We start from the raw sequence: 16,017 nt of genomic DNA on the forward strand, positions 1-16,017 counted from the left end.
CGGATGCAATCATGAGCAAATACGTTAAAGAAATGATGATGGACCAGCTCCGGTCCGACCTGGACGGCAGCCGGTCGGTCCTGATCCTGGACCTGAAGGGGCTCGACGCGATCTCCGAGCACAAGCTGCGGAGCGATCTGCGTAAGAAGTCGATCAAGATCCGCACGCTCAAGAATACCCTGGCCCGCCGCATCTTCACCGAGATGGGGATGGACGGCCTCTCGCAGTACCTCGCCGGCCCCTCCGTGGCCGTTTGGGGTGGCGACGGGGTGGCCGAGCTCGCCAAGGAGATCTCGACTCAGGTTAAGACCCTGAAGAAGCCCGAGATCAAGGGCGGTGCGGTCGACGGCGTGGTGATCGGCCCGAGCCAGGTCGAAGACATCACCAAGCTGCCGAGCCGAGAGGCCTTGATCGCTCGCGTGGTCGCCCTGGCCCTCGCCCCCGCCCAACGCGTCGTCTCGCTGGCCAATGCGCCGGTCGGCGGCGTGATGAGCCAGCTGAAAACCCTGTCCGAGGGCGCGCCGGAAGGTGGCGCCGACGAGGCCCCGGCACCTGCCGAAGAGGCCTGATCCGTGTCGAACCCGTAGCGCCCACCCCCGTCAGGGTCCTCAACGTTGTAGGAAAAGCCCCCCGGCTATTTCAATCGCCGGGGGCGGTGGCGCGAGACCAGAAGATTTTCGTCGGAACCCAACGACCCCATACGACCGGAGCTTCGGTTTTTTCCATCGAACGCTCTGGGAGATTCACCGTATCTTTAGGAAAGGATCGGACCAGTCATGGCCACCGCCGAGACCACGAGCTTCGCCGACAACATCAAGACCCTTGGTGACTCGATCGTTCAGCTGACCGTCCTCGAGGCCAAGGCCCTGGGCGACTATCTCGAAGTCGTTCACGGCATCAAGCCGGCTGCCGCGGCCGTCGTCGCCGGTCCCGCCGCTGCCGCCACCGGCCCGGCCGAGCCCGCCGCCGTCCAGACCGAGTTCGACGTCGTCCTCGAGGCGATCGGCGCCAACAAGATCAACGTCATCAAGGTCGTCCGCGCCGCCACCGGCCTGGGCCTGAAGGAAGCCAAGGACGCCGTCGAGGCCGCCCCGAAGGCTGTCAAGACGGCCGTCTCGAAGGAAGACGCCGAGAAGCTCAAGAAAGAGCTCGAAGAAGCCGGCGCCACCGTCAAGATCAAGTAATGAACCCTCGTCCGGGCCCCGCGACGAACCCTCCCGCACCAGGATTGAAGATGCGGCGTGGATCCTCGACGCGGCCGGCCCTGACTCCAAGCGACGGCGCCTCATCTCGGCCTCCGGCCGGGGTGGGGCGTTTAGCCGCACTATTTGACCTTAGCTCGCCCCGGCGACGGTCTCCGTACCGGCTGCTGGGGTGTCTCGGCGCGCGGGCGACGGGGGTTCAGACCGCCATGGCTCTCCGACCCGGCGGGTCGGATCCGAACCTTCGACCTCGCCAGCTCCAAGCGCCCACCCATCTCCCCTTGAGGAGCGCGACCTAATGCCCACCGCGAGCACCGTTCGTCGGATCACACCGCCCAAGCAGCGGAACTTCGGCCACATTTATGACGTCTTCCCGGTCCCCGACCTGACCGAGATCCAGACCCGCAGCTACGAGCGTTTCCTCCAAGCCGACATCATTGCCGAAGAGCGAGCCGACAGCGGGCTGGAAGGCGTCTTCCGGGAAATCTTCCCGATCGAGAGCTACGACAAGACGCTCAAGCTGGAATACATCAAGTTCGACCTGGGCAAGCCGCGCTACGAACCCGACGAATGCCGTCAGCTCCGCCTGTCGTATGGCCGTCCCTTGCACGTCTGGCTCCGCCTCAACAAGGGTGAGACCGCGATCGAGGAATCGGTCTACCTCGGCGACATGCCGATCATGATCGGCGGCGGTGAGTTCATCATCAACGGTGCCGAGCGTGTCGTCGTCAGCCAGCTCCACCGTTCCCCCGGCGTCGACTTCGTCGTCGAGATCGAGGCCGGCGACCGCAAGCTCCACGCCTGCCGGATCATCCCCGAGCGTGGTAGCTGGATCGAGCTTCAGGTCACGAAGAAGGATACGCTGGGCGTCCGCATCGACCAGTCGGGCAAGTTCTCGGCGATGACGCTGCTCCGGGCCATGAGCCCGATGTTCTCGTCCGACGAGGCGATCCTCGCCGCCTTCTACGAATCCGAGTCGATCCCGTCGGGCGACCCCAAGTCCGCCGCCCTGCTCGAAGGCCGAATCGCCTGCGGCGACATCGTCGACCCGAACACCGGCGAAGTCCTCATCGACAGCGGCACGACGATCTCCAAGACCTCCGCACAGGTCCTGGCGGACGCCGAGCTCGGCGACATCACCGTCCTCAAGGACGCCAAGGATCCCTTGATCCTTCAGTCGCTCCAGGAAGACCCGACCACCGACCACGAGAGCGCCCTTCTCAGGATCTACCAGCGGCTCCGCCCGGGCAACCCGCCCCAGCTCGAGAAGGCCAAGGAACTCTTCCACGAGAAGTTCTTCGACACCAATCGCTACCGCCTGGGCAAGGTCGGCCGCTTCCGGATCAACCGCAAGTTCAACCAGACGGTCCCCGACGACCAGATGACTCTGGATCCCGAGGACTACCTCAACGCGATCCGGTACATCCTCAACCTCCGCCGCGGTAAAGGACACGTCGACGACATCGACCACCTGGGTAACCGCCGCCTCCGCACCATCGACGAGCTCGCCGCTGACGAGCTCCGTAAGGGGTTCCTCAAGCTCCGCCGGACCGTCCAGGAGCGCATGAGCTTGAAGGACGCCGAGGACATGACCCCTCGGTCCCTCATCAACCCCAAGAGCATCAGCGCGGCGATCGAGTACTTCTTCGGCCGAGGCGAACTGTCGCAGGTCGTCGACCAGACCAACCCGCTCGCCCAGCTCACCCACGAGCGACGGCTCTCGGCGCTCGGCCCTGGCGGTTTGAATCGTAAGCGTGCCGGCTTCGAAGTCCGCGACGTGCACATCTCCCACTACGGCCGCATCTGCCCGATCGAGACGCCGGAAGGGACGAACATCGGCCTCATCAGCTCGCTCGGCATCTACGGCGGCGTCGACGAGTACGGCTTCCTCGTCACCCCGTATCGCCAGATCGAGGCGGGTCAGCGCACCGAGAACGTCATCTGGATGCGTGCGGACGAGGAGAGCGAAGCTTACCTCGCCCCGGCCGACGCCCCGGCCGACGAAGGGGGCAAGCTCAAGGGCCCCGCGGTCATCGCCCGGTATCAGACCGACTTCCACTCCATCCCCGTCGATCAAGTCCAGTACATGGACATCTCGCCGAAGCAGATGGTGGGGGTCTCCGCCGGCCTGATCCCGTTCCTCGAGCACGACGACGCCAACCGCGCGTTGATGGGTTCCAACATGCAGCGGCAGGCCGTGCCGCTCCTGGTGGCCGAGCCCCCGATCGTCGCGACCGGCCTCGAGCGCTCCGTCGCCATGAACTCGGGCATGATCGTCAAGGCCCCGGTCGATTGCACCGTGACCTACGTCGACTCGTCCCGGATCGTGCTCGACAACAACATCACGTATAAGCTCCGCAAATATGTCGGGCTGAACGAGCGGACCTGCCTCAACCAGAAGCCGGTGGTCAGCCCCGGCCAGCAGGTTGTCAAGGGGCAGATCCTCGCCGACGGCGCCGCGACGTATCAAGGCGAGCTGGCCCTCGGGCGCAACGTGCTCGTCGGCTTCATGGCCTGGGACGGCTACAACTTCGAAGACGCGATCATCATCAGCGAACGCCTCGTGAAGGAAGACGTGTACACGTCGATCCATATCGAGGAGTTCGAGATCGAGATCCGCGAGACGAAGCTGGGTCGCGAGGAATTCACTCGGGACATCCCGAACGTCTCGGAGAAGGCCCTTCGCAACCTCGACGAGAACGGCATCGTCCGGATCGGGACGTATGTCAAGCCGGGCGACATCCTCGTCGGCAAGGTCGCTCCCAAGAGCAAGAGCGAGCTGACCCCCGAAGAGAAGCTCTTGCACGCCATCTTCGGCCGCGCCGGCGAGGACGTGAAGAACGACTCCTTGGAAGTGCCGTCGGGCGTCGAAGGCATTGTCATCAACACCCAGCGGTTCAGCCGCCGGATGAGCCTCAACGAGGACGAACGCAAGGCCTTCGAGAAGGAACTCAAGGACACCGAGTCCGCCGAGAACGTCAAGATCGCCGAGGAGTATCGCCTCCTCATCAAGGCGCTCGAAGAGATCGTCGGCGGCCCGGTGCTCGACCCCTCGACCGGCAAGCCCCTCGGCCGCGAGAAGGATCCCAAGATCCTCACCGAGGAATCCGAGCGGTTCAAGCTCGAGGCCCTCGACCTCCGCAGCCCCGAGCGTTCGGCCGAGGCGAGGAAGATCGTCCGGCAGTACGCCCCGAGGGTCGAAGCCCTTCGCGACGAGAAGGATCGCAAGCTGAACAGCCTGAAGCGGGGCGATGAGCTCCCCTCGGGCGTGCTCCAGATGGTCAAGATCTACATCGCGACCAAGCGAGTCATCTCGGTCGGCGACAAGATGGCAGGTCGGCACGGCAACAAGGGGGTCATCGCCAAGATCCTCCCCGAAGAAGACATGCCGTTCCTGGCCGACGGCACCCCCGTCGAGATCCTCCTGAATCCGCTGGGCGTGCCGAGCCGTATGAATGTGGGCCAGATCTTGGAGACCCACCTGGGCTGGGCCGCGGCCAAGCTCGGGTTCCAGGCGATCTGCCCGGTCTTCGACGGTGCCAGCGAGGATACGATCCGCCAGTGCCTCAAGGACGCCGGCCTGCCCGAGAACGGCAAGGCCCAACTCTACGACGGCCGGACGGGCGAGATGTTCGACCAGCGCGTGACGGTGGGCTACATCTACATGCTGAAGCTCCACCACCTGGTCGACGACAAGATCCACGCCCGGGCCACCGGCCCGTACTCCTTGATCACCCAGCAGCCGCTGGGCGGCAAGGCCCGGTTCGGCGGTCAGCGGTTCGGTGAGATGGAAGTGTGGGCGCTGGAAGCCTATGGCGCCGCCTACATCTTGCAGGAACTCCTCACCGTGAAGTCGGACGACGTCGAAGGTCGTACCAAGATCTACGAGTCGATGGTCAAGGGCGAGAACACCCTCGAGGCCGGCACTCCCGCCAGCTTCGACGTGCTCACGAACGAGATCCGCGGCCTCGGGCTCAACATGCAGCTCGAGAAGAAGCGGATCTGAGCCCCTTGCCGAAATCACCCCGGAGGCTCGAAGGAATCAACCTTCGTGCCTCCGGGGCTCATTGATCGCGGCCGGGTCGACTTATGGGACCTCGACGAGGGCCTCGAAGGTTCAACTCGCCGCGACCACGTCCCCCTGGAACCGATCGACATCCCGAAACTGGGCTCACCCTGGGCCACGCCCCCTCGATGGTCGAGGGCAGGGCATTTTGCCCTGGTGGTCGAGGTCGCGGCGGCGGCAATGAAGCCGTCCTACGCGGGCCCATCGTCGAGGGAATCGACGCGATTTGGCCCTCCGGAATCGGGGCTTACCCGACCGCCGATGCTTGAGATCGCCGGTTTCCGACCCTTGATTAACGGAGTGGTTTAGCTCCTGCCGAAGGTGGTCAGCCCCCCAACCGGGAGGCCGAAGGATGCGAGGGAAGAGTGGATCTGACCTTGCATCGGAGGCTTGTCGGCAAAAAACCAGCTTGTCAAGAAGAATTATTCTTGGAATCCATGTTCAGATCGCGTATCATCCACAGGAGCCGACTCCACCGGCGGCCGGTTTCGGCGTCGTTCGAAGCTGCGCCCCGATCTGAACTTGAGGTCATAGAGCTTGGTTTTGGGAGTCCCCACCATCCGGCGAAGGAGGAGGCCGGCTTGGCACCAACGGTCTGGGATGACCGTCTGAACCGCGGCGATCTCGTCGTCTCAACCGACGACAAGGGATCGGCCCGCGGACTTTTTTTGGTCGATGCCCGCGACTTGGGATGATTGGGAAACCGATCGCTTGACCGACCGCTCGAATTGACTTTCCCCCGAAACAACCCCGCTTCGGCACGGCCAGATGCGTGCAGAGGAGAGTGTCTCGTGAGCATGGGCGAAAGTGCCTACGATCGTATCAACGACTACGGGGCCGTCAAGATCGGGCTGGCAAGCCCGTACGACATCCGGAGCTGGTCCTTCGGCGAGGTCAAGAAGCCGGAGACCATCAACTACCGGACTTATCGTCCTGAGAAGGACGGTCTCTTCTGCGAGCGGATCTTCGGCCCCGAAAAAGACTGGGAATGCGCCTGCGGCAAGTACCGCGGGATGAAATACAAGGGGATGATCTGCGACCGTTGCGGCGTCAAGGTCACGCACTCCCGCGTGCGCCGCAAGCGGATGGGCCACATCGAGCTCGCCGCGCCGGTCGTGCACATCTGGTTCTTCAAGGCGATGCCCAGCCGCCTGGGCACCTTGCTGGACATGAAGACGACCAGCCTGGAACGCATCATCTACTTCCAGGACTACGTCGTCATCGACCCCGGTGACACGCCGCTCAAGGAACGGCAGCTCCTCACCGAGGAAGACTTCCGCAAGGCCCGCGAGACGTTCGGCGACACCTTCCAGGCGGACATGGGCGCCGACGCCATCCGCAAGCTGCTCGCCAGGCTCGACCTGGTCTCCCTCTCGAAGCAGCTCCGCAGCGAGCTCGGCGAGACCTCGAGCAAGCAGAAGACCAAGGACCTCACCAAGCGGCTGAAGGTCGTCGAGTCGCTCAGAGACTCCGACAACCGGCCCGAGTGGATGGTCCTTGAGTGCATCCCGGTCATCCCGCCGGATCTGCGCCCGCTCGTCTTGCTCGACTCGGGCAACTTCGCCACGAGCGACCTGAACGACCTCTACCGTCGTATCATCAACCGGAACAACCGACTCAAGAAGCTCGTCGACCTGAACGCGCCCGAGGTCATCATCCGCAACGAGAAGCGGATGCTGCAGCAGGCCGTCGACGCCCTCTTCGACAACAACCGCTGCAAGCGGCCGGTGCTCGGCTCCAGCAACCGCCCGCTCAAGTCCTTGACCGACATGATCAAGGGCAAGCAGGGCCGCTTCCGCGAAAACCTCCTCGGTAAGCGCGTCGATTACTCGGCCCGCTCGGTGATCGTGGTCGGCCCCGACCTGCGTCTCCACCAGTGCGGCCTGCCGAAGAAGATCGCGCTGGAGCTCTTCCAGCCGTTCATCATCCGCCGGCTCAAGGAACTCGGGCACGCCGACACGATCAAGTCGGCCAAGAAGATGCTCGAACGGAAGGTCGAGGAGGTGTGGGATATCCTCGAAGAGGTCATCCACAACCACCCGGTCCTCCTGAACCGAGCCCCGACGCTGCACCGAATGGGCATCCAGGCGTTCGAGCCGGTGCTCGTCGAAGGTAACGCTATCCGTATTCACCCGCTCGTTTGCAAGGGGTTCAACGCCGACTTCGACGGCGACCAGATGGCCGTCCACCTGCCGCTCTCGATCGAGGCACAGGTCGAAGCCATGACGCTGATGATGTCGACCAACAACATCTTCAGCCCCGCCAACGGCAACCCGATCATCAGCCCGACCCAGGACATCGTCATGGGTTCGTACTACGTCACCGTCCAGCGCCCCGGCGAGCCGGGCGAAGGGATGACGTTCTCGAGCCCGAACGAGGTCTTCCTGGCCTTCAGCCAGAAGAAGGTCGGCGTCCACGCGATGATCAACATGCGGCTCCCGGCTCACAAGAAGCTGAGGGGCGAGGGGGAGAAGGAATTCACCCCCGGCATGATCATCAAGACGACCACCGGGCGGGTGATCTTCAACGACATCCTCCTGCCGAAGATGCCCTACTACAACATGGCCCTCGGCCAGAAGCAATTGCAGGGCATCATCGCGGACTGCTACCAGATCCTCGGTCGAGCCGAGACGATCAACCTGCTCGACAACATGAAGGACCTCGGGTTCCGCGAGTCGACCCGCTCGGGCCTCTCGTTCGCCACCGACGACCTCAAGACCCCGGCCTCGAAGGATACGATCCTCAACGAGACCGAGAAGGAAGTCGCCAAGGCGGCCAAGCTCTACCAGCGCGGTATCATCACGGAGCAAGAGCGGTATAACAAGGTCCTCGACGCCTGGACGCACGCACGCGAACGCATCACCAACGAGATGATGGAGCAGCTCCGTCACGACGTCAGGAACGGGCAGGTTTACCTGAACCCGATCTTCCTGATGGCCGACTCGGGTGCCCGCGGTGGCGTCGAGCAGATTCGTCAGCTCGCCGGCATGCGAGGCCTGATGGCCAAGCCGTCGGGCAAGATCATCGAGACGCCGATCAAGGCCAACTTCCGCGAAGGCCTGTCGGTGCTCGAGTACTTCAGCTCGACGCACGGTGCCCGCAAGGGGTTGGCCGACACGGCCCTCAAGACGGCCGACTCGGGTTACCTGACCCGTAAGCTCGCCGACGTGGCCCAGAACGTCGTGATCACCATGGAGGACTGCGGTACCGCCCAGGGGATCACGAAGGGGGTCATCTACAAGGGCGAGAAGGTCGAGGTCAGCCTCGTCCAGTCGATTCGAGGCCGCGTGAGCCGGGTGAACATCGTCAACCCGATCACCGACGAGATCGTCGTTCGCGAGAACGACATGATCACCGTCGCCGCGGCCAAGAAGCTCGAGGACATGCAGATCGAGAAGATCCAGGTCCGGAGCCCGATGACCTGCGAGGCGAACCTGGGCATCTGCCGCCGCTGCTACGGCATGGACCTGGCGACCGGCCAGCTCGTCGAGCCTGGCATGGCCGTCGGGATCATCGCCGCCCAGTCGATCGGCGAGCCGGGCACGCAGCTCACCATGCGTACCTTCCACATCGGCGGCGTGGCCACCCGCGGCGTCGAGGAGAAGGACCACAAGTCGAAGCGCGACGGCAAGATCAAGTACGTCGGCATCAACCTCGTCACCAACAGCGAGGGTAAGAAGATCGCGCTTTCGCGTAACGGCGAAATCCAGATCCTCGACCCCAAGAACCGGGAACTCGAGAAATACGACGTTCCCGACGGTGCCGAGATGAAGGTCGAAGACGGGCAGATGATCACCCGCGGCACCATGATCTGCGAGTGGGACCCGCACAACATCCCGATTCTCGCCGAGGTCGGGGGTAAGGTCCGGTTCGAGGACATCGTCGAGAACGAGACGATGCGTATCGAAATCGACCTCTCGGGTCACACCCGCCGTACCATCATGGAGCACAAGGGTGACCTCCACCCGCAGATCTTGATCGAGGACGGCCAGGGGCACATCCTCGCCTACAACTACATCCCCGAAGGGGCCGGTATCGAAGTGCAGGAGGGGGCGGAGATCACCGCCGGTACCCTCCTCGCCAAGACGCCGCGAGAGGTGGGCGGTACCCAGGACATCACCGGTGGTCTGCCGCGAGTCACCGAGCTGTTCGAGGCCCGTCGTCCCAAGGAGCCGGCGGTCATCGCCGAGATCGACGGCCGCGTCGAGTTGCTGGACGAGAAGCGTCGCGGCAAGCGAACGATCATCGTCAGGAACGAGAGCGGCATCGAGCGCGAGCACCTGGTGCCGCACGGTAAATACCTCCGCGTCCACGGCGGCGACCGCGTCCGTGCCGGCGACGCCCTGGTCGAAGGGCCGCTCGTCCCGCACGACATCCTCCGGATCTCGGGCGAGGAAGCCGTTCAGCGGTATCTCCTCCGCGAGATTCAGAACGTCTACCGTTCCCAGCGCGTGGAAATCGACGACAAGCACCTCGAGATCATCGTCGCCCAGATGCTCCGCAAGGTCCGCGTCGAATCGGTCGGCGACACCGGGCTCTTGCCCGGCTCGGTCATCGACAAGTTCGAGTTCCGCGGCAAGAACCTCGAGCTGATGAGCTGCGTGAAGATCAAGGATCCGGGCGACACCGACTTCCGCCAGGGTGACATCGTCCCCCGCGACCACTTCGACCAGGAGAACCTCCGCGTCGAGTCGACCGGCGCGAAGAAGGCCGAGTGGATCCGTCCCAAGCCCGCCGCCGCGAGCACCCAGTTGCTGGGCATCACCAAGGCGGCCGTGTCGTCGGACAGCTTCATCTCCGCCGCGAGCTTCCAGGAGACGACCAAGGTGCTCACCGAGGCCGCTCTCGCGGGCAAGGTCGACTACCTCGTCGGCCTCAAGGAGAACGTCATCCTGGGCCACCTCGTGCCGGCCGGCACCGGGTTCAAGTCGCACCAGGACGCCGAGGTCCGCATCCGTCCCGAGGCCCTCGAAGCCTTGGCCGAGAAGGGCCCCGGCTACAGTCGCTACCCCCGCGAAGAAGCCGCCGCCCCCGCCGGCAAGGCCGGCGAGTAACGCGACCTGAACTGAAGCGGGCGGCCTTGGCCGCTCCGCTTCAACCTTTTCAAAACTCAAACGGCCCGCACCTCTTCTTTCCAGGGGGTGCGGGCCGTTGCCATTTCCGCCTCGTCATTTCGAGATCTGCAGGTCGTTCCCGACTAGAAGGTGACTCAGGGCGAAGTCGCGATGTTGCGGAGATCCCAGAGCATCAGAGAATAGCCCGCGGAGGCAAGGGTCTTGCCGTCTGGGGAGAGGGCTATCTTCAGCCCATCCAAGGTACTGGAGGCATCCAGATCGGCGAGCTTTCGACCCGTGCTGACTTCCAAGAGAACGACCGATGAATGAGGCTGGAGCGGCCATTCACCGGTCACCGCCAGCCATTGACTATCAGGCGAGAAGACGAGTTGGTCCGGTTCGCCGAAATCTCCCTTGCCAATGTCTCGCGTCTTCTGCGTGGCCCTATCCCAGATTCGGATCCACCCCGACGTAATTTGCTCCTCTTTAACGTCGGAATCGCAGGCGATCGCGAGGATCATCCCATCGGGACTCCAGGCCAGGCTATTGAAATCCATGCCCTGGCCCTCCGATAGTTTAATAATTTCCTCATGTTTATTGACATTATAAATATCGATCTCGGAGTAGCGTTCGTAGCTCTCCTCCATGTTGTCGTCGAACCGATTCAGACATGCCAGAGCAAGCCCCTTTCGATCGAAATCGAATTCAACCGAAGAATGGTGGAATCCAGCCTTCGCGGGAACCGCGAATCGGGCGAGTTCACGACCTGCGTCCGCGTCCCAGATCAGAATACCGCTTTTTTCATATCCGGCAGCCAGGATTCGAGCATCCGGCGAGAAGGCGAGATCCAGATTCAGAGCTCCACCCTCGGGAGCCGCGAGCGTCAACTTCTCTTCACCTTTCGCGAGGTCCCTGAGCCGAATCATCCCATTCTTATCGGAATCCGCCACGGTTCTTCCGTCGGGCGATATTAGAGTGTTGAATCTGGAATTATCCTTATCCGAGAGCAACTGGAATCGAATCTGGCCAGTCTCTGAATCCCAAGCTGTCAAGTCTCCCACACTCACGAATCCATCTTTCTCGTACGTGGTATCGTATCCGGAGGATATCACCAACTTACCATCCGAAGAGTATTGAATGTTCTCAACTTGATACTCGTGTGCATCGCGTTTTTCAGGCTGGAGGGTCCTGATCAGGCGATTCGTCTTCGCATCGACGAGGCGAATCAGCCCTCCATTCTCGTTCACGCAAGGCGTAGGGAAGATGCGGCAATAGGCTCTCCAGGGACCGTCACCGAAGGCGATGGTGAGGCCATCGGGAGAGTAAGCAACGCACGTGCCCCATGCGGCGCTATCGGACATCATCATCTCTTCGGCAATTGTATGCCTGGTGGGAGGCTCATCAGCCTTGGGCCCGCTCCTGAAGAAAACGAAACCACGGTCCTCGGGTTCGAACTCGAGCGTGATCGAGGTTGGCTTCCGGTTGGGTTGTTGTGCCACGAGGAGGCCGGGGGCAAGTCCCATGATCCCGATGAGGGTGAACATCCTCAGGAACCGAACCTGGAAGGATACGGACTCGAGACAACGCCAGCTCATGAATGATTTTGTCCTCACGTCTTTAAATATTCATCGTCAAAACATAGCGCATCATTTCAGCTAAGGGCTTGAGCGTCGCTCGCCGATTCGGCATCCGTTGAAACTTCGTGCGCAGCAGAGCACGGTCACAGACCGCTCAATGACGGTGTGAAGGCATTTTCTGATGCGGTGGCTTCCATCAGTCGGCCGGGGTTAGACGCCCTGAGCTCGTTCGGTATTCGCGAAGATTCGCCCGATCGCATCAATTTCGGGCGAGATCGGCCTGTCCTCCTGGCTGATTCGGAGAGGCCAGAATCACCCTGAACCCTCCAGGGAATGTTGAGCCTCGGGCCGAGGGACGTGTGATCTCGAATGCCTCGACGGTGCATGGGAAAACCCTGCGGCGATATCTAGGCAAGTGGTATGATTCGTGCTGCGATAGGAAGGGACCTGGTTGGCGAAACTTCATCGGGAGGCCAACCACTCCATCTCGCATCCTTGGATGTTGACATCATGGCATACTCATCAAGGCTGGCCGCTGCTTGCGTCCTCGCGTGCTGCGGGTTGGGTTTGTTTGCGGGTACGGCGAGAGGGCAGGAGGGGCTCGATCTCAAGGATCCGGTGGATGCACTGCCGGGGATCGAGCCGGCGGGGACGCTCAAGGGGCATGAGAAATTCGTCTTCAGCGTGGCCTTCTCGCCCGATGGCAAGCTCCTGGCCAGCGCGGGGGAGGATACGGCGGCCATCTGGGACGCTTCCACGGGCAAGCGGCTTTTCACCCTGAACCCTGGAGAGATGCATTCGCCTGGTGCGCATGCCGTGGCCTTCTCGCCCGATGGGAAAACCTTGGCGGTCGGAGGGTATGTCGGGGACGTCTACTTTTATGATCCCGCGACGGGTAAGCTCAAGTCGACCTTCGACGAGCCCTCGCTCGCCTCGAAGCGGGTCGTCTACACGCCGGACGGGTCGATCCTCGCGACCGGCCACGACCAGACGACGATCATGCTCTACGACGTGAAAAATGCGAAGAAGATCGATACCCTCAAGGTCTCCCAGTCGGCGACCTTGCATGGATTCGACATCTCGTCCGACGGCAAGACTCTCGTCGCCATCACGCCCGACGAGGTGTCGATCTGGGACATTACCACGCACAAGCGTCGCAAGGCCATTGGCCATGAGGATCAGGAAAGCAAGGACATCACCACGAGTTTCGACGCCGTCGCGTGCTCGCCGAAATCCCTGCTCGCGGCCATCAGCGGCGGCAAGGCCCTGAATCAAACGACCGGGTTCCTGAACCTGAAGACACTACGGCCCGCGGGCGAACTCGTCTTCGAGCAAGGGCCGGTCGAGTCCATGAGCAACGAGCCGAGCATCCAGGTGCTGAGGTTCTCCCCCGATGGGAAGTACCTCGCCTCGGGCCCGGCGAGCGGCATCCAGAACCGGACTCCCTTGAGCGTCTGGGATGTGTCCAACGGCGAGCGCGTCGCCGCCCTGATCGGCCCGACGAATGGGATCACGGAGATCGCCTACTCGAACGACGGGAGCCGGATCGCCGCTTCGGGCAACGATAACCTCGTCCACGTATGGAAACTCTCGAGCGGCGGGTCGAAGAAAGGGAGCGCCACGTCCAAGAAGGCGTGGAAGGGGAAGGCAAATACCAAGAAGAGGAAATCGAAGTGATGAGGTCCGGGCTGGCTTTACAGTTATAAAGTACCACTCGAGTATATGAACCATTCATACCGTCTCGTCTTCGCCGACTTGCCCAGGCGCGAACGCTAAACCCGTCGGCAATTTTGTGACAAGTCTTGCCTGCGAAATCGTATGTCTTTCCACGACACAACGCCGAAGGGCCGATCCCGAATCGCTCGTGAGGAGGTCGATTCGTCCGAATAGTCGGGGTGGAATCCGCCGCACTCCCTCTCGACCCAGTGCGTGAGGTACGTGTCATCGTCCGCGAGAAGCCCACGAAGCGTCTCGATATCACCGGGTTTCAATATGAGTGACTGGCGATATAACGCATAGCCGGCGTGTTCGATCGTCGGTTTCAACTTCAGCTCTTGCTTCAATAAATCCGCCTCATAGTGCTGATGCGGGAGCCCTTCGTAGACGGTGATCTTGTTGGTGTGGCGAATCGAGTCATACACCTAAGGCCAGAGAGACCAAATCATGACGACGATGCCGAAGATCGCGAGGGCGATCTTCGTACTCATATATCGTGATCGAGGCCGTCGCGATTCTTAATTCGGAGTAGTGTCGACCGTCATAGGGGGTACTGCTCGCGTGCCGCTTGTTACCCTTATGAAAATTGATTTCTTTATTCATAACGAATAAAAACGAGACTGTTAATTGTATTTATCCTCAAGAACATGGAATTCGACAGTCTCCACCACAGAGTGGATTCGGTACATACCCCGATAGTCGAAAACGTCGTCTCTGTCCTCGCGAGGGTCGGCCTGAGGTTTCGGGCACCAATTCGTCCCCGAGCGAAGGCCGGCTCTGACTCTGCATGATAGGTCCGCGCGAAACCCGATGATCGGCTTCGTTGCTCCGACGTCATGGCTTACCGTGTGCAAGGGAATTTCGCAACAGACGTATCCGTCTTTTCACAATCTAGATAAATATCAGTATTTCGCCAGGATCATTCAGAACCCTCATGTTCCAAACCGCTCTCGACTCGCGGGTACTTCCAGGCCCAAGATTGCGATTCTTGGACTGGAGTCGTGAAGCAATGATCGGCTACACTTTACCTGTACGGATGGTTCAATGCACCGCCAATGAGGGTAGCCCGTGGCGACACTCACTGCCATTCGCATCGGCCCCGCGGATCATGGTCGAGCCATGACGTTGCAGGAGTTTCTCGATGCCGAGGAGACTCCCGGATATCGTTACGAACTCGTCCGGGGAGTGCTTGAGGTGACCGAGGTCCCTGATGACCCTCACGGGCATGTGGTTGCGAATCTGTACGACGCGATTTCCTTCCATCGCAGGCAGCACCCTGGCCTGATCAATTGATACCGCGGTGCCGGGGAATTCCGCCTGTGGTTGCCAGGTATAATCTCCGGGCGCAATCCCGACGTGGCGGTTGTGCTGCAGAATGCCCCCAAGGATCATCGGGGTCGGCGCATCCCGGTCCTGTCCATCGAGGTCGTTTCACAGGGCGGAGAGAAGCGCGACTACGTGACGAAACGCGAAGAATATCTGGCCTATGGGATGCTCGAATACTGGATCGTGGACCCGCAGGCTCGCAAGGTGACTGTGCTGACGCGCCACGGGGACATCTGGTCGGAGAAGGTGCTGGAAGGGGATCAGGCGATCGAGAGCCTCATCCTGCAAGGCCTGGCGGCAAAAGCGTCGGACCTCTGGATGGATATCGAAGAGGAGTCGGTCGAAGGGGAATCATGAAAGGTCGTACGTCCGCTAATACGAAGCGGCCAAGCGTCGTCGCCCTGAACGCTCGGATTCGCTCCTGCCGACTCTGCCACGCTGCCGGGTTTCTGGATGAGGCCCTGTCGATCCCGATCGCCCGAGATCCCGAGCCTGATGCGCCCGTGCCTCGGATCCTGCTGATCGGGCAGGCTCCCAGCTTGCGAGGGCAGGCGGAAGATCGCCCGTTCGCGGGGACCGCGGGGGAGAAGTTGCGGGGTTGGTTCGAGCTCGGCGGGATCGCTCGCGACGACTTCTACCGGAAGATCAACTTCAGCGCAATCACACGTTGCTATCCAGGAAGGCTCCCCGGCGCCAGGGGGGATCGGGTCCCCGCGCCGGCGGAGCAGGCGCTCTGCCGGCCCTGGCTCGATGAGCTGTTCGGGATCATACAGCCGAAGGTGGTGATCCTGATCGGGCTCCTGGCCATCAGGACGTACCTCGGCCGGGTGCCATCGCTGACGAACGTGATCGGTTCGGCCGTGATCCGCGATGATGTTCGATACCTGCCGCTGCCGCATCCGTCGGGCGTCAGCCGATGGCTCAACGAGCCGGAGAATCAGGCGGCCGTCGTGCGGGCGATGGGGCACTTGCGGGGTTGGGTCGATGAGCTCGATCTCTGAAACGCGAAAAACCGCGGGGAAGGCCTAAGCCTACCCCGCGGGTCAGTCTCGCGATCGGACTTACATATCACACAT

General features: G+C 61.9%; 7 protein-coding genes and 1 pseudogene. 7 read left to right on the forward strand and 1 reads right to left on the reverse strand.

The genetic code is table 11. The annotated features are described in order from the left end of the window. Nucleotides 1–11: 11 nt before the first annotated feature. The 4 genes from rplJ (at nt 12) to rpoC (ending at nt 10,322) form a co-directional block, all read left to right on the forward strand. A complete protein-coding gene (rplJ, locus tag ACOYYX_RS36980; protein WP_422927657.1) occupies nt 12–569 on the forward strand; it encodes a 50S ribosomal protein L10 in 558 nt (185 codons plus the stop codon). Nucleotides 570–776: 207 nt separating this feature from the next. Next, complete coding sequence (gene rplL, locus ACOYYX_RS36985) at nt 777–1,184, forward strand: 50S ribosomal protein L7/L12 (RefSeq protein ID WP_422927658.1); 408 nt, start codon at nt 777–779, stop codon at nt 1,182–1,184. 316 nt (nt 1,185–1,500) lie between these two features. Further along, nucleotides 1,501–5,208: a DNA-directed RNA polymerase subunit beta gene (gene rpoB / locus ACOYYX_RS36990; protein ID WP_422927659.1), complete on the forward strand. Its 3,708-nt coding sequence runs from the start codon at nt 1,501–1,503 to the stop codon at nt 5,206–5,208. A gap of 851 nt (nt 5,209–6,059) precedes the next feature. After that, nucleotides 6,060–10,322 carry a DNA-directed RNA polymerase subunit beta' gene (gene rpoC / locus ACOYYX_RS36995; protein ID WP_422927660.1) on the forward strand — a complete coding sequence of 1,421 codons (4,263 nt, stop codon included), beginning with the start codon at nt 6,060–6,062 and terminating at the stop codon, nt 10,320–10,322. A gap of 155 nt (nt 10,323–10,477) precedes the next feature. Here the strand turns inward: rpoC and ACOYYX_RS37000 are convergent, their stop codons facing one another. Continuing rightward, nucleotides 10,478–11,866 (reverse strand): WD40 repeat domain-containing protein, encoded by a 1,389-nt coding sequence (locus ACOYYX_RS37000; RefSeq protein WP_422927661.1) that lies wholly within the window; start codon nt 11,864–11,866, stop codon nt 10,478–10,480. A gap of 543 nt (nt 11,867–12,409) precedes the next feature. On the opposite strand from ACOYYX_RS37000, the gene ACOYYX_RS37005 reads away from it, so the two are divergent. From ACOYYX_RS37005 to ACOYYX_RS37015, 3 genes and pseudogenes are all read left to right on the forward strand, one after another. Beyond that, on the forward strand, nt 12,410–13,576 hold the full coding sequence (locus ACOYYX_RS37005; protein ID WP_422927662.1) for a WD40 repeat domain-containing protein: 1,167 nt from the start codon (nt 12,410–12,412) through the stop codon (nt 13,574–13,576). Nucleotides 13,577–14,734: 1,158 nt separating this feature from the next. Continuing rightward, nucleotides 14,735–15,298: pseudogene (locus ACOYYX_RS37010) on the forward strand (Uma2 family endonuclease). Next, nucleotides 15,295–15,942, forward strand: a complete 648-nt coding sequence (locus ACOYYX_RS37015; protein WP_422927663.1) for a uracil-DNA glycosylase family protein — start codon at nt 15,295–15,297, stop codon at nt 15,940–15,942. Before ACOYYX_RS37010 ends, ACOYYX_RS37015 begins: the two are co-directional and overlap by 4 nt. Nucleotides 15,943–16,017: the final 75 nt, after the last annotated feature.

Source organism: Singulisphaera chitinilytica (assembly GCF_049331405.1).
In the GTDB taxonomy this organism is placed as follows: Bacteria; Planctomycetota; Planctomycetia; order Isosphaerales; family Isosphaeraceae; genus PoT.